General features: G+C 64.1%; 22 protein-coding genes. 11 read left to right on the forward strand and 11 right to left on the reverse strand.

From position 1 onward, the window contains the following. Nucleotides 1-44 precede the first annotated feature (44 nt). Together ACR3EK_RS14015 and ACR3EK_RS14020 are read right to left on the reverse strand one after the other, a co-directional pair. The gene (locus ACR3EK_RS14015; protein ID WP_480633672.1) at nucleotides 45-1,145 is read right to left on the reverse strand and encodes a Gfo/Idh/MocA family protein; all 1,101 of its coding nucleotides are present in this window, start codon (nucleotides 1,143-1,145) and stop codon (nucleotides 45-47) included. A gap of 13 nt (nucleotides 1,146-1,158) precedes the next feature. Next, nucleotides 1,159-1,869 carry a GntR family transcriptional regulator gene (locus ACR3EK_RS14020; RefSeq protein ID WP_480633673.1) on the reverse strand — a complete coding sequence of 237 codons (711 nt, stop codon included), beginning with the start codon at nucleotides 1,867-1,869 and terminating at the stop codon, nucleotides 1,159-1,161. A gap of 104 nt (nucleotides 1,870-1,973) precedes the next feature. Here ACR3EK_RS14020 and ACR3EK_RS14025 point away from each other — a divergent pair, with 104 nt between their 5' ends. Genes ACR3EK_RS14025 through ACR3EK_RS14050 form a run of 6 tightly spaced genes read left to right on the forward strand, consistent with a single transcriptional unit; the run spans nucleotide 1,974 to nucleotide 7,550 of the window. Beyond that, nucleotides 1,974-3,128, forward strand: coding sequence for an LLM class flavin-dependent oxidoreductase (locus ACR3EK_RS14025; protein ID WP_480633674.1), 1,155 nt, complete (start codon nucleotides 1,974-1,976; stop codon nucleotides 3,126-3,128). After that, on the forward strand, nucleotides 3,128-4,018 hold the full coding sequence (locus ACR3EK_RS14030; RefSeq protein ID WP_480633675.1) for an aldo/keto reductase: 891 nt from the start codon (nucleotides 3,128-3,130) through the stop codon (nucleotides 4,016-4,018). Before ACR3EK_RS14025 ends, ACR3EK_RS14030 begins: the two co-directional genes overlap by 1 nt. Continuing rightward, nucleotides 4,018-4,533, forward strand: coding sequence for a flavin reductase family protein (locus tag ACR3EK_RS14035; protein ID WP_480633676.1), 516 nt, complete (start codon nucleotides 4,018-4,020; stop codon nucleotides 4,531-4,533). Before ACR3EK_RS14030 ends, ACR3EK_RS14035 begins: the two co-directional genes overlap by 1 nt. A gap of 52 nt (nucleotides 4,534-4,585) precedes the next feature. Then, entirely contained in the window at nucleotides 4,586-5,173 is a 588-nt protein-coding gene (locus ACR3EK_RS14040) for a TRAP transporter small permease (RefSeq protein WP_005980318.1), read from the forward strand. Further along, nucleotides 5,174-6,463 (forward strand): TRAP transporter large permease, encoded by a 1,290-nt coding sequence (locus tag ACR3EK_RS14045; protein WP_480633677.1) that lies wholly within the window; start codon nucleotides 5,174-5,176, stop codon nucleotides 6,461-6,463. Between the two features lie 25 nt (nucleotides 6,464-6,488). Further along, the gene (locus ACR3EK_RS14050) at nucleotides 6,489-7,550 is read left to right on the forward strand and encodes a TRAP transporter substrate-binding protein (RefSeq protein ID WP_170360667.1); all 1,062 of its coding nucleotides are present in this window, start codon (nucleotides 6,489-6,491) and stop codon (nucleotides 7,548-7,550) included. A 40-nt stretch (nucleotides 7,551-7,590) separates the two neighbouring features. Here the strand turns inward: ACR3EK_RS14050 and ACR3EK_RS14055 are convergent, their stop codons facing one another. Continuing rightward, complete coding sequence (locus ACR3EK_RS14055; RefSeq protein WP_480634027.1) at nucleotides 7,591-8,061, reverse strand: tetratricopeptide repeat protein; 471 nt, start codon at nucleotides 8,059-8,061, stop codon at nucleotides 7,591-7,593. Between the two features lie 87 nt (nucleotides 8,062-8,148). Here ACR3EK_RS14055 and ACR3EK_RS14060 point away from each other — a divergent pair, with 87 nt between their 5' ends. Then, nucleotides 8,149-9,348, forward strand: a complete 1,200-nt coding sequence (locus ACR3EK_RS14060) for a cytochrome-c peroxidase (RefSeq protein WP_480633678.1) — start codon at nucleotides 8,149-8,151, stop codon at nucleotides 9,346-9,348. A gap of 39 nt (nucleotides 9,349-9,387) precedes the next feature. Here ACR3EK_RS14060 and gcvP read toward each other — a convergent pair whose 3' ends face one another. The 4 genes from gcvP to ACR3EK_RS14080 form a co-directional block, all read right to left on the reverse strand. Then, entirely contained in the window at nucleotides 9,388-12,243 is a 2,856-nt protein-coding gene (gene gcvP, locus ACR3EK_RS14065) for an aminomethyl-transferring glycine dehydrogenase (protein ID WP_480633679.1), read from the reverse strand. A gap of 174 nt (nucleotides 12,244-12,417) precedes the next feature. Beyond that, nucleotides 12,418-12,783 (reverse strand): glycine cleavage system protein GcvH, encoded by a 366-nt coding sequence (gene gcvH / locus ACR3EK_RS14070; RefSeq protein ID WP_170360662.1) that lies wholly within the window; start codon nucleotides 12,781-12,783, stop codon nucleotides 12,418-12,420. An 18-nt stretch (nucleotides 12,784-12,801) separates the two neighbouring features. Next, nucleotides 12,802-13,896: a glycine cleavage system aminomethyltransferase GcvT gene (gcvT, locus tag ACR3EK_RS14075; protein WP_480633680.1), complete on the reverse strand. Its 1,095-nt coding sequence runs from the start codon at nucleotides 13,894-13,896 to the stop codon at nucleotides 12,802-12,804. A gap of 316 nt (nucleotides 13,897-14,212) precedes the next feature. Further along, nucleotides 14,213-15,394 (reverse strand): hydantoinase/carbamoylase family amidase, encoded by a 1,182-nt coding sequence (locus ACR3EK_RS14080; RefSeq protein ID WP_480633681.1) that lies wholly within the window; start codon nucleotides 15,392-15,394, stop codon nucleotides 14,213-14,215. 158 nt (nucleotides 15,395-15,552) lie between these two features. On the opposite strand from ACR3EK_RS14080, the gene ACR3EK_RS14085 reads away from it, so the two are divergent. The 4 genes from ACR3EK_RS14085 to ACR3EK_RS14100 are packed head-to-tail and all read left to right on the forward strand — an operon-like array spanning nucleotide 15,553 to nucleotide 19,052. Beyond that, nucleotides 15,553-16,203 carry a histidine phosphatase family protein gene (locus ACR3EK_RS14085; RefSeq protein WP_480633682.1) on the forward strand — a complete coding sequence of 217 codons (651 nt, stop codon included), beginning with the start codon at nucleotides 15,553-15,555 and terminating at the stop codon, nucleotides 16,201-16,203. A gap of 18 nt (nucleotides 16,204-16,221) precedes the next feature. Further along, the gene (locus ACR3EK_RS14090) at nucleotides 16,222-16,836 is read left to right on the forward strand and encodes a glutathione S-transferase family protein (RefSeq protein ID WP_480633683.1); all 615 of its coding nucleotides are present in this window, start codon (nucleotides 16,222-16,224) and stop codon (nucleotides 16,834-16,836) included. A gap of 14 nt (nucleotides 16,837-16,850) precedes the next feature. Further along, the gene (locus ACR3EK_RS14095; protein ID WP_480633684.1) at nucleotides 16,851-17,906 is read left to right on the forward strand and encodes a saccharopine dehydrogenase; all 1,056 of its coding nucleotides are present in this window, start codon (nucleotides 16,851-16,853) and stop codon (nucleotides 17,904-17,906) included. A gap of 3 nt (nucleotides 17,907-17,909) precedes the next feature. Further along, nucleotides 17,910-19,052 (forward strand): saccharopine dehydrogenase family protein, encoded by a 1,143-nt coding sequence (locus tag ACR3EK_RS14100; RefSeq protein WP_480633685.1) that lies wholly within the window; start codon nucleotides 17,910-17,912, stop codon nucleotides 19,050-19,052. Between the two features lie 81 nt (nucleotides 19,053-19,133). Here the strand turns inward: ACR3EK_RS14100 and ACR3EK_RS14105 are convergent, their stop codons facing one another. The 4 genes from ACR3EK_RS14105 to ACR3EK_RS14120 all read right to left on the reverse strand — a co-directional run bounded on the left by ACR3EK_RS14105 (nucleotide 19,134) and on the right by ACR3EK_RS14120 (nucleotide 21,219). Further along, nucleotides 19,134-19,337 carry a DUF1127 domain-containing protein gene (locus ACR3EK_RS14105; RefSeq protein WP_093964173.1) on the reverse strand — a complete coding sequence of 68 codons (204 nt, stop codon included), beginning with the start codon at nucleotides 19,335-19,337 and terminating at the stop codon, nucleotides 19,134-19,136. 50 nt (nucleotides 19,338-19,387) lie between these two features. Next, nucleotides 19,388-19,615, reverse strand: coding sequence for a DUF1127 domain-containing protein (locus ACR3EK_RS14110; RefSeq protein ID WP_170360650.1), 228 nt, complete (start codon nucleotides 19,613-19,615; stop codon nucleotides 19,388-19,390). Between the two features lie 121 nt (nucleotides 19,616-19,736). Then, complete coding sequence (locus ACR3EK_RS14115) at nucleotides 19,737-20,810, reverse strand: hypothetical protein (protein ID WP_480633686.1); 1,074 nt, start codon at nucleotides 20,808-20,810, stop codon at nucleotides 19,737-19,739. 91 nt (nucleotides 20,811-20,901) lie between these two features. Continuing rightward, on the reverse strand, nucleotides 20,902-21,219 hold the full coding sequence (locus ACR3EK_RS14120) for a DUF3775 domain-containing protein (protein WP_093964170.1): 318 nt from the start codon (nucleotides 21,217-21,219) through the stop codon (nucleotides 20,902-20,904). Nucleotides 21,220-21,260 lie beyond the last annotated feature (41 nt).

The following is a 21,260-nucleotide window of genomic DNA, read 5'->3' on the forward strand; positions in this document are numbered from 1 at the left end:
AACACAGGTTTCCGATCGGCGCATTTTGCACCCGCAGAAAGACCTCAGCGATCCAGCCGGACGGTTTCGCCCGTGGCCAGCGATTGCTGCGCCGCCAGACCCATGCGTACTGCCCACATGCCGTCGGTCAGGCTGACATCCGGGGCGTCGCGCTCACCGCGCACCAGCGCCAGAAAGCCCTGGTGCTGATAGAAGGTCGAGCCGTTGTGGTCGCCCGCCGCCAGCAGGCGCGGGTCGACGGGAATGTCGCGGGCGACAGGGCCCTTGGGGTCGCGCGGGCTGACGATCAGCTGCGGCACCGGCGGCGCGCCCAGATGTTCGGGCCAGAACCGGCCCGGCCCGGGGACCAGCGCCTCGATCTTGGCCTTGGGGCCGACGACCGAGATTTCCTCCTGATACTGCGCGCCCTCGGCGAACATGCACAGCTCCAGCATCGCCCGCGCGCCCGAGGCGAAATCGACGATGACATAGCCGTGGTCGAGGATGTCGGGCGTCTCGCCGTCATAGGTTTCGTCCAGATGGTTCACGGCCTGCCCGCCGCTGGCGCTGACGCGTACAGGATCAGATTGCAGGATCAGGCGCATCAGGTCGAAGAAATGACAGCATTTCTCGACGAAGGTGCCGCCCGTGTTGCGGTTGAACCGGTTCCAGTTGCCGACCTTTTCCAGGAACGGAAAGCGGTGTTCGCGGATGCTCAGCATCTTGACCCCGCCGCTGGTGTCCTGCGCCTCGGTGATCAGGGCGGCGATGGGCGGCATGTAGCGATATTCCATCGCCACCCAGATCGGACAGGGATAGCTGCGCTCGATCTCGGCCAAACGGGCCGCATCCCCGGGGTTGGTGAACAGCGGCTTTTCCACCAACAGCGGCAAGGGACGCGTTTCGGCGATCTGGGCGATCTGATCCACATGCAGATGGTTGGGGCTGGCGATGACCAGGCAGTCCAACTCCTCGACCGCCAGCAGATCCTGCACCGAAGCCACCATTCTGGCCCCCGGCGCAATCGCCAGCGCGGCGCGCGCCATCTCGGGGTCGGGCTCGAAAATGGCGGCCACTTGCGTGCCCTCCAGCAGGGCGATGTTGTGCAGATGTTCCTGCCCCATCATGCCACATCCGATCAGCCCGTAATTGATGGTCCGGGTCATGCGCGTTTCCTCGTCATTTCAGTCGTTGGACGTAAGTTGCCCGGTCCGGGTCGAACCAGGTTTTCGAAAACTCGACGGGTTCAGGCCGTTCCGACCAGCTGAACCGCTCGATATAGCCGACGGTCTCGCCCGCCGGCCGGGTGAAGTGCGCGGGGGTCCAGTCGGGCAGCCGGCCGACCGAAACCCGATCCTCGGCGCGGGTGATCCAGAACCCAAGCTGCTGCTGGTAGTAGCGATAGAGCGAGTCCGACAGCAGCCGCTGGTCGATCAGACCGGCTGATTCGTCCAGCCAGATCTCCTCGACCGCGATGATTGTGTCATTCAGATAGCGCATCCGCCGCACGCGCGACCCGCGCCGCGAAGTGCCGAAATCGGGCAGGTCGGCGGGCTTGTCCAGGTGATCGACCGACAGGATGTCGGCGCGCGGCAGGCCGCCGCCCTCGGGCAGTTCCAGCCGGAACATGGCATAGACGCTGTTCTGGGTCCCGGTCTCGCGCACATAGTTGCCCGAGCCCTGGATCCGCTCGAGCATCCCCTTTTTTTCCAGCTCGGCAAGCGATTTTCGCAGCGTCCCGACCGAGACGTTCAACTGCGCCGCCATGTCCCGCTCGGGCGGCAGACGCTCGCCGTCGATCAGCCGTCCGGCGGCGATGTCGCGGATCAGCAGCTCGGCGATCTGCACATAGATCGGCAGGGCGTTGGGGTTTCTGGTCGATGGGGACACGCGGGCGCTTCACTTGGTCGCAGAAAAAATTGATACACTATTGATCTACATCAATGTGGTTGCTACGCAAGAGAAAAGTTGAGCCCGGCAGGAGAGAGAATCAGATGACGATCGTCCCCATCACATCCCCCGATCTGGATGCGGCCGAGGTTTCGTGGTTCGCGGCGCTGTGCTCGGACGATTATCAGTTTCTCGGCGTGCCCGACGGCGATCTGCGCTCCAGCTGGGAACATTGCTCGGGCATCGTGAAAGAGGCCGAGGCGCAGGGCTTTCGCAACATCCTGTGCCCGTCCTCGTATCAGGTGGGGCAGGACACGCTGAGTTTCGTGGCCGGCTGCGCGCCGATCACCGAAAAGATCAACCTGCTGGCCGCGGTGCGCTGCGGCGAGATGCAGCCGATCATGCTGGCGCGCACCATCGCGACGCTGGATCACATGCTGAAGGGGCGGCTGACGGTCAACATCATCTCGTCGGATTTTCCCGGGGAAAAGGCCGAGAGCAGCTATCGCTACCAGCGCTCGCGCGAGGTGGTCGAAATTCTGAAACAGGCCTGGACGCAGGATGAGATCAATTACCAGGGTCAGGTCTACAATTTCTCGGGTCTGACGACCGATCCGGCCAAACCCTATCAGACCGGCGGGCCGCTGCTGTATTTCGGGGGCTATTCGCCCGATGCGCTGAAGCTGTGCGGCCAGCATTGCGACGTCTATCTGATGTGGCCCGAAACCAAGGACCAGCTGGCCGAGCGGATGAAGGCCGTGCACGCGGTGGCCGACGAATACGGCCGCACGCTGGATTATGGTCTGCGGGTGCACATGATCGTCCGCGACACCGAGGCCGAGGCCAAGGAATATGCCGACTACATTGTGTCGAAGCTGGATGACGAATACGGTCGCGCGATCCGCGAACGGGCGTTGGACGCCACCTCATTAGGTGTTTCGCATCAGGCCAGAAACCGCGAGCTGGCCGACAAATACGGCTATGTCGAGCCGGGCCTGTGGACGGGCGTCGGCCGAGCGCGGTCAGGCTGCGGCGCGGCGCTGGTGGGGTCGACCGACCAGGTGCTGTCGAAGATCGAAGAGTATCAGAAGATGGGCATCCGCGCCTTCATCTTCTCGGGCTATCCGCATATGGACGAGGCCGGCCATTTCGGCGCCCGTGTGATGCCACATCTGAAAACCTGCTCTCTTCCCGAAGCCTATGGAAGGGTCCCTGCTGACACCCCGGCGACGCCGCTGGGCAACGGAGTTCGTCGTTGATGCAACGTATCAAGCTTTCTGACACCCTGGAACTGAGCCGCCTTGTCTATGGCATGTGGCGGCTGGGCGATGACAGCGACACCTCGGCCGCACATGTGGCGGCCAAAATCCACGCCTGTCTGGATCAGGGCATCACCAGCTTCGATCAGGCCGACATCTATGGCGACTATGGCGCCGAGGCGATTCTGGGCAACGCCCTGCGCGCCAATCCGGGCCTGCGGGACCGGATGGAGATCGTCACCAAATGCGACATCGTCGCCCCCTGCGGGCGCTATGCGGATGCCAAGGTGAAATACTATGACACCTCGCGCGCGCATATCCTGAAATCGGTCGACACCTCGCTGCGGGAAATGGCGATCGACCATATCGACCTGCTGCTGATCCACCGCCCCGACCCGTTCATGGACCACCAAGAAACCGGCGCCGCGCTGGACGAGGTCGTGGCCAGCGGCAAGGTCCGCGCGGTGGGCGTGTCGAATTTCCGCCCCTGGGACTGGCAACTGCTGCAATCGGCCATGAAGACCCCGCTGGTGACCAACCAGATCGAGATTTCTCTGGGCGCGATCGCTCCGTTCACCAATGGCGATCTGGCCTTTCACCAGCAGCACGGCCACCCGGTGATGGCGTGGTCGCCGCTGGGCGGCGGAGCGCTGATGGCGGGTAATCCTCCGGTGGGCGTGGTCGCGGATGAGATCGGCGCGCAGTTCGGCGTCGACCGGGCCGCGGTGGCCGTGGCCTTCCTGCTGGCCCATCCGGCCGGCATCCTGCCGGTTCTGGGCACCAATAGCCTGGACCGCATCAAGCGCATTTCGGACGCCCTCAAAGTCAATCTGGATCGTGAAGCCTGGTTCCGCCTCTACGAGGCGGCGCTGGGGCATGAGGTACCATGATGAACGCATTTTCGAACGACATGGCGCGCACCTTCATTCCGCAAAAGGACGACACCCGCACCCTGCGGGACGCTTTCGGCCGGTTCGCCACCGGCGTTACCGTGGTGACGTGCGACAGCCCCGACGGGCCGGTCTGCATCACGGCCAACAGCTTTTCCTCGCTGTCGCTGGACCCGCCTTTGGTGATGTGGGCCGGCGACCGGAACTCGCGCCGGTTCCCCTATTTTTACAAGGCGCGTCATTTCAGTGTTCATGTTCTGTCGGCCGACCAGGCCGAGCTGTGCTTTGGCTGCTCGAAAGACGCCTTTGCCCTACGCGAAATCGACCACGACCGATGCGAAAACGGAACGCCGCTGCTGCGCGGATGCCTGGCGCGGTTCGAATGTGAACAACATGCGTATCACGATGCGGGCGATCACGTTATCGTGGTGGGCAAGGTCTTGCGGGCCAGCATGGCGGACGGAGACGCGCTGACCTTTTACGCCGGCAAGCTCGGCCAATTCGCGCACCAATAAGCGCGGGACACGGTCGCGGGCCAAACCCGCGGCCTGAACAGGGAGGATCCGCATGGGCGGATTGACGTCGGTGCTTGCGCCGATTGCATTCGTGAACGAAACCGCGCTGCGTCTGGGCCGCGCGGTTGGTGTCGTTGCGATCGCCTTCATGGTGATCGCGATCCTGATTCAGGTGTTCTTCCGATACGTTCTGGGCAACGCCCTGCCCTGGCCCGACGAGGCCGCGCGGTTCTGCATGTTGTGGATGACGGGCCTGATGGCACCCACCGCATTCCGGCGCGGCGGGTTCGTGGCCATCGACATGCTGGTCCGCTTTCTGCCGCGCGTACCCGGCCAGTTGCTGAACCTGTTTCTGCTGCTGCTCAGCCTGACGGTTCTGGTGGTCGCCGTGCGCATCGGCTGGTCCGAGGTCACGGGGTTCGGCGGGCGTTTCGCCACCGCAGCGCTGTACCTGCCCACCTCGCTGGGCTTTGATGAATGGTACCGGATCCCGCGCAGCTGGATGATGGCCTCCCTGCTGGTGGGCGTGATCCTGCTGCTGTCGGTCAACATCGAACTGATCCTGCGGTCGATCATCACCATGCTGGGCGGCGGTGACCTGCTGCCCGAGATCCCCGAAGCCGCCGTGGGGGCCGAATAGATGCTGGTCTGGTTCCTGCCCGTCTTCCTGGTGTTTCTGTTGATTGGCCTGCCGGTCTTTTTCGCATTGCTGGCCGCGCCCGGCCTGCTGCTTTGGCTGAACGGCCAGACCAACGACATCACCTTGCTGTATCGCAACGTCTACAACGGGATGGACAGCTTTCCGCTGATGGCCATCCCCTTCTTCATGCTGGCCGGAGAGCTGATGAACCGCGGCGGCATCACCATCCGGCTGGTCGAGTTCAGCCAGGCACTGATGGGCCATCTGCGCGGCGGGCTGGCGCATGTGAACGTGCTCAGCTCGATCCTCTTCGCGGGGCTGTCGGGCTCGGCGGTGGCCGATACCTCGGCACTGGGCTCGATGCTGATCCCGGCGATGGAGAAGCAGGGCTATACCCGCAAATTCGCCGCCGCGATCACCGCCGCCAGCTCGGTCATCGGGCCGATCATCCCGCCCTCGGGGATCATGATCATCTATGCCTATGTCATGGGCGAAAGCGTCGCGGCCCTGTTCCTGGCCGGCATCGTGCCGGGCGTCATGGTGGGCATCGGTCTGATGCTGATGATCAAGGTCATGGCCAACCGGTATGATTTCCCGGTGGCCAGCCGCAAATACACCTGGTCCGAGCGCGGTCAGGCCAGCCTCAAGGCGTTTTTCCCGCTGATGACTCCGGTGATCATCCTGGGCGGCATTCTGGGCGGCATTTTCACCCCGACCGAGGCCGCCGCCGTCGCCGTCGGTTATGCCTTCATCATCGGGTTTTTCGTGCTGCGCACGCTGACCTTGAGAGAGGTGCCCGACGTTCTCAGCAATGCGGGTATGACCTCGGCCGTGGTGCTGCTGCTGGTGGGGGCCGCGATGGCGTTCAAGACCGTGGTCAGCCTCAGCCATGCGCCCGAGCAACTGGCCGCGCTGATCCTCGGACTGTCCGAAAACCCGCTGATCCTGCTGTTCCTGATCAACCTGCTGCTGTTCGTCGTGGGCATGTTCCTGGATGCAGGCCCGGCGATCATCATCCTGGGGCCGATACTGGGCCCGATCTTCACCAGCCTGGGGGTCGACCCGATCCATTTCGCCATCATCATGAGCGTCAACCTGACCGTTGGCCTGGCCACGCCGCCCATGGGGCTGGTGCTGTTCGTGGCCGCCGCCGTGTCACGCGAACGGGTGGAAACCATCGCCAAGGCGATCCTGCCGTTCCTGGCCGTCGAAATCGCGGTGATCTTCCTGATCACCTATGTCCCCGCAATATCCATGACGATCCCGAGACTGACGGGATTTGCAAACTAGACTGAGTACCACAGGGAGGAAACGCATGCTCAGAACATTCTTCAAAACCGCAGCACTGGCCACGTCGCTGGTGGCGGCCTCGGCGCTGGCGGCCTCGGCGGCCGACTATACGCTGCGCGCCACCGCCAACTCGAACGAAAACGACGAGGACTATGACGGCCTGGTCGTGTTCAAGAACTTCGTCGAGAACGCCTCGAACGGCGCGATCGAGGTCGAGCTGTTCATCGGCACGCAGCTGTGCTCGAACGGGGCCGAATGCCTGCAGGGCGTGGCCGACGGCACCATCGACATCTACATCTCGACCTCGGGCGGGGCCTCGGGCATCTTCCCTTACGTGCAGGTTCTGGACCTGCCCTATCTGATGGCCGACGACCGCATCGCCGAGCGGGTCCTGTCAGGTGATTTCACCCGCAAGATGCGGGAAATGGCACTGGAAGATTCGGGCGGCGCGATCCGCCTGATGACCATTGGCAACACCGGCGGCTGGCGCAATTTCGCCAACACCAAGCGCCGCGTGACCCAGCCGTCCGACATGGACGGGCTGAAGATCCGCACCGTGGTCGCAGACCTGCCGCAGGAACTGGTCAAGGCCCTGGGCGCCTCGCCCACTCCGATCCCGTGGCCGGAACTCTTCACCAGTTTCCAGACCGGCGTGGTTGACGGCTCGAAAAACGGCATCACCGACATCATGGGCATGAAATTCCCCGATGCCGGCCTGCAATACGTCACGCTGGACGGGCACGCCTATATGGGCGCGCTTTGGTGGATGAACAACGCCAAGTTCCAGGAAATGCCCGAAGACCTGCGCCGTGTCGTCGTCGATGGGTTCTATGCGCTGCAGCAGGCCACCTTTGCCTCGCCCAAGCGCAAGTCGATCCAGGCCTACGAGGATTTCGTGGCCGGTGGCGGCGACCTGTACGTGCCGACCCCCGAGGAAAAAGAAGCGTTCAAGCAGGCCGCGACCCCGGTCTATGACTGGTTCCAGCAGAACGTCGCGCGCGGGGACGAGATCTATGGCGCTCTGACCGCAGCCGTGGCCGAGGCCGAGGCCGAGATCAACGCGGAACGCGCCGCCGACCTGGACTGATACGGTTCGGGCCGGGGTGTCGCGTCATCCCGGCCCGCCCTTACCGAAAGGGGTACATCCACCCCTTGTAGTCGTTGACCAGCACATGGGCCTTTTCGATCTGTTCGGGCGTCATCTTCTTGACCACCTCTTCCAGGCTGATCGCCGCATCGGGGTCGCCGCCGATGGCGCTGAGCGTGTACCACATGTAGGCCCGAACCAGATCGGGCTCGGGCAGTCCCAGGCCCAGCTCGTAATACCACCCCACACCCGATTGCGCGCCCGGATGCCCCTTCATCGAGGCACGCAGATACCATTCGAACGCGCGCTCATAGTCCTGCTCGACCCCAAGGCCAAGGCCGTACATCACGCCGATCAGCTCCTCGGCCTCGGCGTTGCCCGACCGGGCCGCGGGCAGAAGCTGTTCGCGCGCGGCGGCAAACTCGCCCGCCTCCATCAGATCGCGGGCCTGTTCCAGTTCGGCCCAGACGGGCGTGGCGGCAACACAAAGGGCAAGCACAAGCTGGCGCATGGGGCGGCGGGTCTCCTGTTTTGCGGGGCGGCCTGGGCGCAGGACCTGCCCGCGCCGCTGACCGATGACGACTTTCTGTTCTTTGATATGGAACAGGCCGCGATCGGTCACCAGCTATTTTATGACCCGATCCTGTCGGGCAACCGCAACATCACCTGCGCTCATTGCCACCACCCCGATTTCGGCACCTCCGACGGCCTGTCGCTGGGCATCGGCGAGGGCGGCCAGGGTCTAGGCCCCGACCGCACGCCCGGCACCGGGGCGGACCGCATCCGCAAGCGCATCCCGCGCAACGCGCCGGGCCTGTGGAACCTGGGCGCGCGCGACATCCACACGATGTTCCATGACGGGCGGCTCAGCCTGTCGGACGTCTATGGCAACGGGTTCAACTCGCCCGCGCAGGAATGGCTGCCCGAAGGGCTGAACTCGCTGCTGGCCGCACAGGCGCTGTTTCCGCTGACCGCTCAGTTCGAAATGGCTGGGAACGTGGCCGAGAACCAGGTCACCGGCGCCGTGCATGACCGGATCGACAAGGGCTGGCCGATCATCGCCAAACGGGTGCGGACCGACCCGAAATACGGCCCGGCGATGGTGGCCGCCTTTGACGACGTGGACAGCACCGAGGACATCACCATCACCCATGTCGCCAACGCCCTGGCCGCTTTCATGGCCATCGAATGGCGCAGCACCGACAGCCCGTTCGACCATTTCCTGGCCGGAGACGAGACCGCCCTGACCCCCGATCAGAAGGCCGGGATGCGGCTATTCTACGGCAAGGCGCGGTGCGCCACCTGCCATTCGGGGCCGCTGCTGTCGGATCAGAAATTCCACGCGCTGGCCCTGCCGCCATTCGGCCCCGGCCGCACCCGGCAATGGGACGCCTATGCCCGCGACGTGGGCCGCATGGGCGAAAGTGACCGGCTGGAGGACGCCTATCGGTTCCGCACGCCCATGCTGCGCAACGTGGCGCTGACGGCGCCCTACGGCCACAACGGCGCCTTTCCCGACCTCGAAGGGATCACCCGTCACCACCTGAACCCGGCAACCAGCCTGTCACGCTGGACAACCGATCAGGCCGCGCTGCCCCGGGTGCCGTGGCTGGAACAGGCCGATTTCATCGTCTGGCAGGACCGGTTCGAGATGGCGCGCCAACGCGCCAAGGTCGACATCACGCCAGTTGACCTGAGCGACGGTGAAATCGCGCAGCTGGTGGCGTTCCTGCACGCCCTGACGGGAACGAGCGTGGAGACGCCGCCCTTTGGCGTGCCCGCGGACTTCAAGCCCTGAGAAAAACCCCCGCCGGATCGGGCGGGGGTTTCGGTGTTTTTATTCGGCGGCTTCTTCGTAAGCTTCCATGGGCGGGCATGTGCAGACGAGGTTCCGGTCTCCGTACGCGTTGTCGACGCGGTTGACGGGCGACCAGTATTTGTCGACGCCCATCGATCCCGGCGGGAAGCAGGCCTGTTCGCGGGTGTAGGGCCGGTCCCACTCGCCCACCAGATCGCGAACCGTGTGGGGGGCGTTCTTCAGCGGGTTGTTCTCGGGGTCGATCCTGCCATCGATGACATCCTGCGCCTCGGCGCGGATCGACAGCATGGCGTCGCAGAAGCGGTCCAGCTCGTCCTTGGGTTCCGATTCCGTCGGCTCGACCATCAGCGTGCCGGCCACCGGCCAAGACATGGTCGGCGCGTGGAAGCCGCTGTCGATCAGCCGCTTGGCCACGTCGTCGACGGTGATGTTGCCTGCCTCGGCCAGCGGGCGGGTGTCGAGGATGCATTCATGCGCCACACGACCCGACTCGGACGTGTAGAGGATCGGATAGGCCTCCTGCAGACGCGCGGCGATGTAGTTGGCGTTCAGGATCGCCACCTTGGTCGCCTGGGTCAGACCCGCACCGCCCATCAGCAGCACATAGGCCCAGCTGACCGGCAGGATCGACGGAGACCCGAAGGGCGCCGCCGAAACCGGACCCACGGCGGTCCCGTATTCAGGGTGGCCCGGCAGGTGCTCGGCCAGATGCGCCTTGACGCCGATCGGGCCCATACCGGGGCCGCCGCCGCCATGCGGAATGCAGAAGGTCTTGTGCAGGTTCAGGTGGCTGACGTCGCCGCCGATGTCGCCGGGGCGCGACAGGCCCACCATGGCGTTCATGTTGGCCCCGTCGATATAGACCTGCCCGCCGTGGTCATGGGTGATCCGGCAGACCTCCTGCACGGTTTCCTCGAAAACGCCGTGGGTCGAGGGGTAGGTGATCATGCAGCCGGCCAGGTTATCCGAGTGTTTCTCGGCCTTCTCGCGGAAGTCGGTCAGATCGATGTTGCCCTTCGCGTCCGCCTTGACCGGTACCACCTGCCAGCCGACCATCTGCGCCGAGGCCGGGTTGGTGCCATGCGCCGAGGTCGGGATCAGGCAGACATTGCGGTGCCCTTCGCCGCGGGCGAAGTGATAGTTACGGATGGTCAGCAGGCCTGCATATTCGCCCTGCGCGCCCGAGTTGGGCTGCTGGCTGATCGCGTCATAGCCGGTGATCTGGCACAGCTTGTCGTTCAGATCGGCGATCATCTCGTGATAGCCCTGCGCCTGATCTTCCGGCACGAACGGGTGCATGTTGGCGAACTCGGGCCAGGTGACCGGGATCATCTCGATCGTGGCGTTCAGCTTCATGGTACAGCTGCCCAGCGGGATCATCGCCCGATCAAGCGCCAGGTCGCGGTCGGCCAGACGGCGCATGTAGCGGGTCATCTCGGCCTCGGCCCGGTTCTTGTGGAAGATCGGATGGGTCAGATAAGGCGTCTCGCGCAGCGCATAGTCCGGCAGGCGGTACTGCTTGTTCGAGCTGTCGTCCTTCTTGTCGATGCCGAAGGCGCCCCAGACCGCCTCGATGGTCTCGGCGCGGGTCTGTTCATCCAGGCTGATGCCGACGCGGGTCTCGCCCACCTTGCGCAGGTTGACACCACGCGCCACCGCCGCCTCCATGACGGTCTTCTGCAGCGGGCCGACCTCGACCGTGATCGTGTCGAAGAACACCTCGGGCTCGACCTTGAAGCCGTGTTCTTCCAGGCCCGCGGCCAGGCGCGAGGTCTTGCGGTGCACCGACTGCGCGATGGCCTTGATCCCGTCGGGGCCGTGGTACACGGCATACATCGAGGCGATCACCGCCAGCAGCGCCTGCGCGGTGCAAACGTTCGAATTGGCCTTCTCGCGGCGGATGTGCTGTTCGCGGGTCTGCAGCGCCAGGCGATAGGCCTTGTTGCCGCGGCTGTCGATGCTGACGCCGATGATCCGGCCCGGCATCGCGCGCTTGAGCTTGTCGGTGGTGGCCATGTAGGCGGCGTGCGGGCCGCCATAGCCCATCGGCACGCCGAAGCGCTGGGTCGAGCCCACGGCGATGTCGGCGCCCATCTCGCCCGGGGATTTCAGCAGCGCCAGCGACAGGATGTCGGCGGCCACGATGGCGATGGCGTTGTGTTCATGCAGCGCCGCGATTTCCTTGGTGAAGTCGCGCACATGGCCATAGGTGCCCGGATACTGGAAGATCGCGCCGAACACCGCGCCCGCGTCCAGCTCGTCAGGGTCGGCGACCTTGACGTCGATGCCCAAAGGCTCGGCCCGGGTTTTGATCACCGCGATGGTCTGCGGGTGGCAGTTGCGGTCCACGAAGAAGGCCGCGTTGTTGGCCTTGGACCGGCCGCCGCGTTTGGCCATCGCCATCGCCTCGGCCGCCGCGGTCGCCTCGTCCAGCAGCGAGGCGTTGGCCACGTCCAGCCCGGTCAGGTCGCTGACCATGGTCTGGAAGTTCAGCAGCGCCTCGAGCCGGCCCTGGCTGATCTCGGGCTGATAGGGCGTGTAGGCGGTGTACCAGGCCGGGTTCTCCAGGATGTTGCGCAGGATCGGCGCCGGGGTGGTGGTGCCGTAATAGCCCTGACCGATCAGCGAGGTCAGAACCTTGTTCTTCCCCGCCACTTTTTTCATGTGATAGAGCGCGTCGCGTTCCGTCATCGCCGGGCCCCAGTCCAGCGGCTCTTTCTGCCGGATCGCCGGGGGGACGGTAGCGTCGATCAGATCGTCCAGCGTCTTGAAGCCGATCACCTTGAGCATGTCGCGCATCTCGGTCGGGCTGGGACCGATATGGCGACGGTTGGCAAAGTCATAGGCTTCGTAGTCGGTCAGTTTGAAGGCCATTGCAGCGCTCCCATGGATAGGTCAGGCCCGGCGGAGACTGAGGAAGTCTCCGGCGGGGAGTAAGGGCCGTCCCGGAAACTGTCCGGTGGACAGTTTCAGGCCCGAACGGGCGGAGCCCAAATTCGGCGGCATTTGTCAAAACGATGGAGCCCCAAGCCGGGACTCTGTTTGGGTTTACCCGATGAACGCCTTGTAGCCGGCCTCATCCATCAGATCTTCCAGCTGCGCGGCATCGGTGATCTTGATCTTGTAGATCCACGCCTCGCCCTCGGGATCCTCGTTCAGCGCGCCCGGATTGTCGGCCAGCGCCTCGTTCACCTCGAGGATCTCGCCATCGACCGGGGCATAGATCTCGGAGGCCGCCTTGACGGATTCGATCACCCCGATCTCGCCGTCCTTCGCAAACTCTTCACCCACGTCCTGCTGCTCGACGAACACCACCTCGCCCAGCTGCTCGGCCGCATGCTTGGTGATGCCCAGCGTGGCGGTGTCGCCCTCGACCGTCAGCCATTCATGTTCTTCGGAATAATAGGTTGCCATGCTGTCTCTCTCCTGACTTCAACGCTTGTAATTCTGTTTGACGAAGGGCAGCGCCACGATCTGCGCCGGCTGCGCCTTGCCCCGGATGATCAGATTCACCTGTTCGCCCGGCTCGGTATGACCGACCGCGACATAGCCCATCGCAACAGGGCCGCCGACCGTTGGGCCGAACCCGCCCGAGGTGATCTGACCGATCGTGTTGCCCTGAAGATCCTGCACCTCGACCCCCTGTCGCGCCGGGGCGCGGCCATCGGGCTTGATCCCCACCAGCTTGCGCGCGGGACCTTCGGCCAGTTCGCGCTGGATACGGGCCGCGCCGGGAAAGCCGCCCTCTTCCTTGCGCCGCTTCTGGATCGCCCAGGCCAGGTTGGCCTCGATCGGCGAAGTGCTTTGGTCGATGTCATTGCCGTAGAGGCACAGACCCGCCTCCAGCCGCAGGCTGTCGCGCGCGCCCAGGCCCGCTGGTTCGCAATCCTCATGCGCCAGCAGGGCGCGGGTGACCTCGATCGCCTTGTCCTCGGGGATCGAGATCTCATAGCCGTCCTCGCCCGTGTAGCCCAGCCGCGAGATCCGGCACTCGATTCCGTCGATCGGGGCCACAGTGGTTTCCATGAACTTCAGATCGCAGGCTGCGGGGCACAGTGCGCCCACCACGTCCTCGGCTTTCGGGCCCTGAACCGCCACCAGCGCGCGGTCGAAGATCTCGGTCACCTCGACCCCGTCCAGATGCGCGCGCATGTGCGGAATGTCCTGATCGCGCAGCGCCGCGTTTACCACCACGAAGAAATGATCGCCCGCGTTCGACACGATCAGATCGTCCATGATCCCGCCGTCCGCGTTGGTGAAGAACCCATAGCGCGCCTTGCCCTCGGGCAGCGTCGCAAAAGCCTGCGGGCACAGCGCCTCGAGCTTCTCGCCCACATTCTTGCCCCGCAGGATCACCTGGCCCATGTGGCTCACGTCGAACAACGCCGCCTTCTCGCGGCAGTGCTTGTGCTCGCCCATGATTCCCAAAGGATACTGAACGGGCATCTCCCAGCCCGCAAAATCAACCAGCTTGCCTCCCAACTCAACATGAAGGTCATACAAGGGCGTGCGCTTCATTCCAGGCATGTCAGTGTTCTTTCTTTTGGCAAAAGTGGCGCGATGGACCGGATCCAAAAGCACATGGCTGGGAATACCATGCCACGGCAGCCTTTCCGGATCGAGTCAGTGGAATTCTGGCTGGTCGACATGCATTTTCCGGGACCGGCAACTTCGCGGCTGGCGGTGTTCCGTCCGACTTCAGATCGCAGGTATTCATCACGGCCTAAATCGCTCATGGACAAGGAGTATACATCTGCATGCTGCAGCTTTGTGTCGTATAGGAAACTTTTTTCCGTTACGCAACGGCTGAAATTGCAATATTCACGGTCGGCGGCCCCATACCTCAGCGATCGGCAAGTGCCGCCGCCAGGGCCTTCAACCCCGTCACCAGATCGTCTTCGGCAGTGTCCTCCGCGAAGTCATGACTGATACCGTTGATGGATGGCACGAACAGCATTCCGACCGGCATCAAGGCTGCCACGTTCGACGCATCGTGCAAGGCCCCGGATGGCATGACCCGCCAGTTGCCGGGCGCGACGGTCTGGGCTCCGTGTTCCAGCGACCGCCGGAGGGTTGGATCCATCTCAACCGGTTCGATGCCCAACATTGGCCCGAACTGCGCATCGCCCCCGATGGATTCACTCACCTCTTGGGCGGTCGTACGAATGATGCTTTCCATTCGGGCCAGACGATCCGTCTCCTGATCGCGCCACTGCATCGAGAAACGGACCCGGCCAGGAACGATTGACGAGGCATTCGGAGACAGCTCAACATGACCGATCGTCCAGACCGTCTGCGGGGTCACCACGTTGCGGAACCGCTCGTTGATCAGGCCATTGAAGATCGTCAGAGCCTGGAACGCGTCTCGGCGCAGGTGCATCGGCGTCGTGCCGGCGTGGTTCTGCTGGCCGGAAAACTCGATGACCACGTCGCGAATGCCCACGATGTCCGAGACCACACCGATGGCCTCGGCGTTGGCATCCAGAACCGGACCCTGCTCGATATGCATTTCGATGAACCCGGTGAATTGGGCGGGGTTCACAAAATCCTGCATCAGACTTTGCATCCGAGCGCGCGCGTCACCGAACCGTTTGCCCGCGTGGTCGGTCAGGTCGTCAGCCTGCGCAAGGGGCAACTTGCCGGACCAAATGGCTGATCCGGTCGTGACGCCGAACCGGCCTTCCTCATCCTGAAAGCTGACCACCGAGATCGGGCGCTGGCTGGAGCGAGCCAGCTCCAACGCCGCGATCACACCCAGCGCGCCATCCAGCCAACCGCCTTCGGGCTGGCTGTCTGAATGCGATCCCATCAATAGCGACGGCGCGGACGCCAGACCGAACAGGTTTCCGACCGGATCAAAATGCGGTTGCAGCCCGGCCTCCTGAAACCGGTCGGCCAGCCATCGCCGCGCCGCAATGTCCGCGTCTGAATACGCCGGGCGCACGACGCCTTTACCAACCCCCGCAGCTCCGAATTCCCGCAGCTTGTGCAGATCATCCAGAAACCTCTGCGCATTCACGGCCATTGCGCTGTCCTTTCTTGTCGCTTGCCGCAACTCTATCGCCGGGCCGCCCGCCCGCAAGCCCGGTTGCAGCCTGTCCCGGTTTTTTGACGGCAACCGGCCGAACACCTCTGGCCCCTGCGTGCAAGCTGCCCTAAGACTTCGGGCCAAGAGGGACCGACATGTCATACATCACATTGGTACGCCACGGGCAGGCCAACACCACCGCACGGGACGAACACAGTTATGACAAGCTCAGCGAGCTTGGGCATCAGCAGGCGCGCTGGCTTGGGGCCCATCTGCGCGAGACCAAAGCCGATTATCCACGGGTGTTTTGCGGCACCCTGACCCGGCATGTGGAAACGGCGGCAAGCATGGGTCTGCCGGAACCCTTCCGCGATGCACGTCTGAATGAAATCGAGTATTTCACCCTTGCGCAACTGTTCGAGGAACAGCACGGCGTGACGATCCCGACGGACCGCGAAGGTTTCGTTCAGCACCTGCCGCTGACCTTCAAGGCCTGGGCCAACGGCGACATTCGGAACGCGCCCGAAACCTTCGAGCAGTTCGAGACCCGCGTCTCGGAAGCTCTGCGTGAAATCCATGACGGCGACGGGCCGGCCATCGTGGTGACCTCGGGCGGGTTGATCTCGATGGTGGTGCGGCAGGCGATGGGGCTGGACATCCCGGCGATGGCGCGCGTGGCCCTTGCCATCATGAACACCTCATTGCATCGTCTGCACCCGATCGGAGCGGACCTGAGCCCGGTTCTGTTCAACGCGGTTCCGCATCTGGAAGCGCCGGACCGGCATTTCGCCCAGACCCACCTGTAACCGGATCGGAGGTCCCAGATGCAGATCTACTACGCACCCCGCACTATCTCGATCGCCGTCGTCATCGCGCTTGAGGAAGCCGGTCTGGACTATGAGGCGATCAGGCTCGACTTCGCAGCGGGCGAGCAGACGACGGCAGCCTACAAGCAGATCAATCCCAAGGGTCGCGTTCCCGCTCTGGTGGTCGATGGTGGCATTCTGACGGAAACCGGCGCTCTGCTTGAATACATCGCAACCAAGGCCCCCAAGGCCGGGCTTGTTCCGGACGATCCGGTCTTGGCCGCGCGGATGCGCGAGGTGATGTATTACCTGGCCTCGACCATGCATGTGAACCATGCGCACAAGATGCGCGGTCACCGCTGGGCGGATCAGGAGTCCAGCTGGCAGGACATGAAGGGCAAGGTGGCCCAGACGATGACCGAGTCCTGCGCTTACATCTCGTCAAACGGGCTGCGCGGTCCGTTTGTTTTGGGCGAGGCATTCTCGCTGGCCGACGCCTATCTCTACGTGGTTTGCAGCTGGTTGGAAGGTGACGGGGTCGATGTCACGGCCTTTCCCAAGATCCAGGCCTTCCGCGCGGCGATGGAGGCCCGACCCTCGGTTCAGGCGGTACGGGCCGCCGGAATGCTCTGACAAAAGGACATCGCATGACACATCTCTGGGTCCGGGCTGAACAACGCCCGAACGAGGAACGGGTGGGCCTGACGCCCGAGGGTGCGGCACAACTGATCGCCGCCGGCATTCGCGTGACGGTCGAGGAAAGCCATGTCCGGGCCATCCCGATCGACGGCTACAGCGCGGCGGGCTGCGAAATCGCGCCGGAGAACTCGTGGCCGGAGGCGCCGCTGGATGCGGTCATCTTCGGCCTCAAGGAGCTGCCCGAGGACGGTACGCCCCTGCCGCATCGCCACATCATGTTCGGCCATGCCTTCAAGGGTCAGCATTCGGGCCGCAAGCTGCTGGAGCGCTTCAAGGCCGGCGGCGGCACGCTGTATGACCTGGAATACCTGGTGGACGAGAACGGCCGGCGGGTCGCGGCCTTCGGCTATTGGGCGGGCTACGCGGGGGCAGCGGTGACGCTCAAGACCTGGGCGGCGCAGCAGCGCGGCGAGATCTGCGGCCCCGTCGGTGTCTATCCCGGCAAGGACGCGCTGAACGCCGAGCTGCTGGCCGAGTTGGAAGCAACCGGCGCCCCCCGCCCCCGCGCCATGGTCATCGGCGCGCTGGGAAGGGTCGGCACCGGCGCGTCCGACCTGTGCGAGGCCATGGGGGTCGAGGTGACCAAGTGGGACATGGCCGAAACCGCCGATGGCGGGCCGTTCCCGGAGATCCTTGCACACGACATCTTCCTCAACTGCATCTTCGCGCGCCCCGGCACCCCGGTCTTTGTCCCGCGCGAGGCGCTGAATGCCCCGCGCAAGCTGACCGCCATCGGCGACGTGGCCTGCGACCCCGACAGCGACTACAACCCGGTGCCGGTCTATGACCGCGCCACAACCTGGGAAGAACCCGCCCTGCGCGTGGCCACCGACCCGGTGCTGGACGTGATGGCCATCGACAACCTGCCCTCAATGCTGCCGGTCGAAAGCTCGGAAGACTACGCCGCGCAACTTCTGCCCTCGTTGCTGACCCTGACAGACCTGACCTCGGGCGTTTGGGCGCGGGCCGAGGACACCTTCAAATCCCATATCGAAAGGATCTGAGCCATGGCGATTCACTGGTGTGGCACCGGCCTGTCGGCCATCCCCGGCCTGCGCCGCCTGATCGAGGCCGGCCACAAGGTCACCGTCTGGAACCGGACCGTCGACAAGGCCCGCGCCGAGGTCGGCGACCTGACCGACGACATCCGGGCCTTCGACATTGATGCTCTGAGCGCGGTGCTGGAAAAGGGCGACGTGATCGTCTCGATGCTGCCGGGCGACTGGCACGTGCCGCTGGCGGAACTGGCGATCGAGAAGGGCGCGAATTTCGTCTCGTCCTCGTATATCGCGCCCGAGATGCGCGCGCTGGACGACAAGGCCCGCGAAGCCGGCGTCGCGCTGGTAAACGAGGTCGGGCTGGACCCCGGCATCGACCACCTGATGGCCCACGCGCTGGTCGATGACTACCGCGCGTCCGACGCCTTCGACCCGGAAAACCACCTCAGCTTCATTTCCTATTGCGGCGGCATCCCCAAGAACCCCAACCCGTTCCGCTACAAGTTCAGCTGGTCGCCCCTGGGCGTGCTCAAGGCGCTGCGCTCGTCCTCGCGGTCGATCCGCGACTATGCCCCGCTGGACGTGGCCCGGCCCTGGGACGCGATCAGCACCTATGTCGCGCCGCTGCCCACGCCCGAAAGCTTCGAGGTCTATCCCAACCGCGACTCGATCCCCTTCATGCAGCAGTACCATTTCGAGGAGCACTGGCCGGTCAAAGAATTCGTCCGCGGCACCCTGCGGCTGAACGGCTGGTCGGATGCGTGGTCGGAGGTGTTCCGCGAGATCGAAACGCTGGAAGGCACCGAGGGCGATGCCCGGCTAAAGGAAATGTCCGACCAATTCTGGGCCGAGAACGCGTATGAAGAGGGCGAGCCCGACCGCGTCGTGCTCTGCGTCGGCCTGAAGGCCGAGAAGGACGGCAGGCCGGTCTGGCACAAGACCTATGTGATGGACGCCTGGGGCGACGCGCGCGGCAGCGCGATGGCGCGTCTGGTGTCGATCCCGGTCTCGCTGGCGATCGAGGCGGTGCTGAACCGCGCCATCCCCGCCGGGGTCCATGCCGCGCCCAGCGATCCGAAACTGGTTCAGGGCTGGATGGCCGAGATCGACAAACTGGCACAGCACCTGCAGGTGGTCGACCACCTGGCCTGACCCAACCAAAAAGCCATTCCGGACGCACCGGAATGGCTTTTTACTGGTGTTTTCACCAACCGTTGGATTGGCGCTTGTGGTTCAGATGTAGCGCTCGATCGTTTCCTCAAGATCGCTGCGGTTGATGCCAAGCTCGGACAACTGCCGGTCATCCAGACCGCTCAGATGTTGCGCCGCGCGTACGATGTCATCCTTGACCGCCCGGATGCGCATGGCGCGGTCGAACAGAAGCAGCGCGCTGGCGGATGGGCAGGGTTGTTGAGTCGGTTGCATTGTGTCGAGCATCGGCTGTTTCCTCCCTGTTTGGCCGGTGTCCTGGTGGGGCGCGGCCCCGGTTACTGCGTCAACGCGGCGCGCTGATAGACGCTCTGATAGGCCGTTTGGGGGATGTCTGAGCGGGTGATGCCGATATCGTGCAGCTGCTGGTCGCTCAGGCGTTCGAGGTCACGGACCGTCTTCGCAAAGATCTGCTTCCGAAACCGTTCGGTCTTGGCCTCGGCGTATTTTGCAAAAAGGTCATGAAACAGGCTGTGGTTCGACTGTGTGGTTTGTGCGGTTGCCATTGGTTTGTCCTCCTGAAATCCGAACTGCATTGCAGTACTGTCATCAGATAAAAGGACGCCGCGTTAACGGTTCCGGACCAACGGATTAAGCTTTGTTAACCTTACGTCAGGGTTGGCGGGGTCACTGACCGGATGGCAGGGCCACTCGGATGGCGAAGGCGGTGGCGGGGTCGATCTGCGGGTCAGCCAGAAGCGCCCGCAGCGCAGGGGCAAGCTTATCATCCCCCCAATCGCGCGTGGCCAGGGCGATCTGCCCGGCCGTGCTTTGGTCGTGCGCAATCTCGCCGGCAAAGATATCCAGGATCTTCCCGCGGTGTTCCGGCATCGCATCGCCGCCGCCGATCAGCGCCGCGATGATCGCCTGGCGATCCTTTGGAGAAAGCGGGCTGGCGGTCAGAGCCTCCTGGATCGTATTCAGGGCTTGATCGCCGTCGATTTCGATACCGGCAAGCGCCCATTCGCGCAGGTTGAACCCTCCGGTGGCGACCGCCTTTGGATAGACCGTGCGCACCGCCTCTGCCGCGGCCGGATCAGATTGCAGGCCCAGCAGCCGGATCGTTGCCGGGGCATAGGCTACGCGATTCAGGCTCCGCAAATCGCGCAGAAGATCCGGGGTTGCAGCAGCGTCGCGCAGGCCGCGCACAGACGCATAGGGTGCCCGGTGGAGTTCAATGAGAGCGGTGTTCCGCAACAACCGGTCTCCGGAATTCAGATAGGCCGCGAAAAACGCGGCGCGCTCGGCGGATCGGGAACCGTCCAACCGCCAGCCTTGGCCTTGCGCCTGTACCTCGGCAACAAAATCGGCCCGCTGCGGCGTCATCAGAAATCCCTTGGTCCAGGACTGATCAAAGGCGCGCCCGGCCTTGTCCCGGCGGCCTGGGCCATAGATCATCAAGACTACCCGGTCAGGATCGGCGCGCAGAGCATTCCGCGTGCTGCTGTCCACCAGAAACGGTATCTGGGGGAGGTCCGCAACTTCGTCCCAACTGCCTTTCAGCAACCCGACGGGTGCATAGCGGAACGGGTCGTCGGGCGCGGGCGCGGCCAGAACGATGACCGAAGCAGACAACAACCGGTCGGCCAGAGAGTTTTCGGGAAGTGCCAGACAAACGGTGCAGGCCAGCGCCGGACGCTGCGGCCACGCCGGAACGGCCATAAGGGCCAACACCAATATCGTCTTCAACATACGCGGCATCTGGCGCCCCTGCTGTGGACCGGGCGCTGTGCAATACACGGCGCCCTCTGCCCCGGAGCATAGCGCAGAAACACCGTGCGGGCGACCAAGTCTACATCAGGTCGTTCTCGACATCTTCGGCCGAGATGCCCAGCGCGTCCAACCCGTTCTCAAGGTGATCCGACAGATGCGGCGTGCCGATGAGGTAATCGGCGCATGGCGTCGAGGCCTCGGCCTTGGCCGTAGCGATCGCCTCGCTGAGGTCGTCCGGGAAAAAGCTTTCACGTCCAATCCACATGATCGCGACCAACTCGGCTTGCTCGTCCTCGTCCATGCGATCGATAAAAGCCCGCAGCTCGCCCTCGGCGCGATCCAGCTCGCGGCCCATCATGGCGACCTGGGCGACTTTGGTTGGCGAGATTTCCAGCATTGGTTTCAACTCCTCTGTCCGCAATTGGAGTCCATCTCAAC

It is taken from the genome of Ruegeria sp. BC8 (assembly GCF_056535705.1).

What these genes read in the sequence shown, in the direction of transcription:
- ACR3EK_RS14090 (WP_480633683.1), top strand. Translation starts at nt 16,222, where the DNA reads ATGCAGATCTACTACGCACCCCGCACTATCTCGATCGCCGTCGTCATC.
- ACR3EK_RS14095 (WP_480633684.1), top strand. Translation starts at nt 16,851, where the DNA reads ATGACACATCTCTGGGTCCGGGCTGAACAACGCCCGAACGAGGAACGG.
- ACR3EK_RS14030 (WP_480633675.1), top strand. Translation starts at nt 3,128, where the DNA reads ATGCAACGTATCAAGCTTTCTGACACCCTGGAACTGAGCCGCCTTGTC.
- ACR3EK_RS14100 (WP_480633685.1), top strand. Translation starts at nt 17,910, where the DNA reads ATGGCGATTCACTGGTGTGGCACCGGCCTGTCGGCCATCCCCGGCCTG.
- ACR3EK_RS14060 (WP_480633678.1), top strand. Translation starts at nt 8,149, where the DNA reads ATGGAACAGGCCGCGATCGGTCACCAGCTATTTTATGACCCGATCCTG.
- ACR3EK_RS14105 (WP_093964173.1), bottom strand. Translation starts at nt 19,337, where the DNA reads ATGCTCGACACAATGCAACCGACTCAACAACCCTGCCCATCCGCCAGC.
- gcvP (WP_480633679.1), bottom strand. Translation starts at nt 12,243, where the DNA reads ATGGCCTTCAAACTGACCGACTACGAAGCCTATGACTTTGCCAACCGT.
- ACR3EK_RS14085 (WP_480633682.1), top strand. Translation starts at nt 15,553, where the DNA reads ATGTCATACATCACATTGGTACGCCACGGGCAGGCCAACACCACCGCA.
- ACR3EK_RS14120 (WP_093964170.1), bottom strand. Translation starts at nt 21,219, where the DNA reads ATGCTGGAAATCTCGCCAACCAAAGTCGCCCAGGTCGCCATGATGGGC.
- gcvH (WP_170360662.1), bottom strand. Translation starts at nt 12,783, where the DNA reads ATGGCAACCTATTATTCCGAAGAACATGAATGGCTGACGGTCGAGGGC.
- ACR3EK_RS14040 (WP_005980318.1), top strand. Translation starts at nt 4,586, where the DNA reads ATGGGCGGATTGACGTCGGTGCTTGCGCCGATTGCATTCGTGAACGAA.
- ACR3EK_RS14045 (WP_480633677.1), top strand. Translation starts at nt 5,174, where the DNA reads ATGCTGGTCTGGTTCCTGCCCGTCTTCCTGGTGTTTCTGTTGATTGGC.
- gcvT (WP_480633680.1), bottom strand. Translation starts at nt 13,896, where the DNA reads ATGCCTGGAATGAAGCGCACGCCCTTGTATGACCTTCATGTTGAGTTG.
- ACR3EK_RS14025 (WP_480633674.1), top strand. Translation starts at nt 1,974, where the DNA reads ATGACGATCGTCCCCATCACATCCCCCGATCTGGATGCGGCCGAGGTT.
- ACR3EK_RS14110 (WP_170360650.1), bottom strand. Translation starts at nt 19,615, where the DNA reads ATGGCAACCGCACAAACCACACAGTCGAACCACAGCCTGTTTCATGAC.
- ACR3EK_RS14050 (WP_170360667.1), top strand. Translation starts at nt 6,489, where the DNA reads ATGCTCAGAACATTCTTCAAAACCGCAGCACTGGCCACGTCGCTGGTG.
- ACR3EK_RS14015 (WP_480633672.1), bottom strand. Translation starts at nt 1,145, where the DNA reads ATGACCCGGACCATCAATTACGGGCTGATCGGATGTGGCATGATGGGG.
- ACR3EK_RS14080 (WP_480633681.1), bottom strand. Translation starts at nt 15,394, where the DNA reads ATGGCCGTGAATGCGCAGAGGTTTCTGGATGATCTGCACAAGCTGCGG.
- ACR3EK_RS14035 (WP_480633676.1), top strand. Translation starts at nt 4,018, where the DNA reads ATGAACGCATTTTCGAACGACATGGCGCGCACCTTCATTCCGCAAAAG.
- ACR3EK_RS14115 (WP_480633686.1), bottom strand. Translation starts at nt 20,810, where the DNA reads ATGCCGCGTATGTTGAAGACGATATTGGTGTTGGCCCTTATGGCCGTT.
- ACR3EK_RS14055 (WP_480634027.1), bottom strand. Translation starts at nt 8,061, where the DNA reads ATGCGCCAGCTTGTGCTTGCCCTTTGTGTTGCCGCCACGCCCGTCTGG.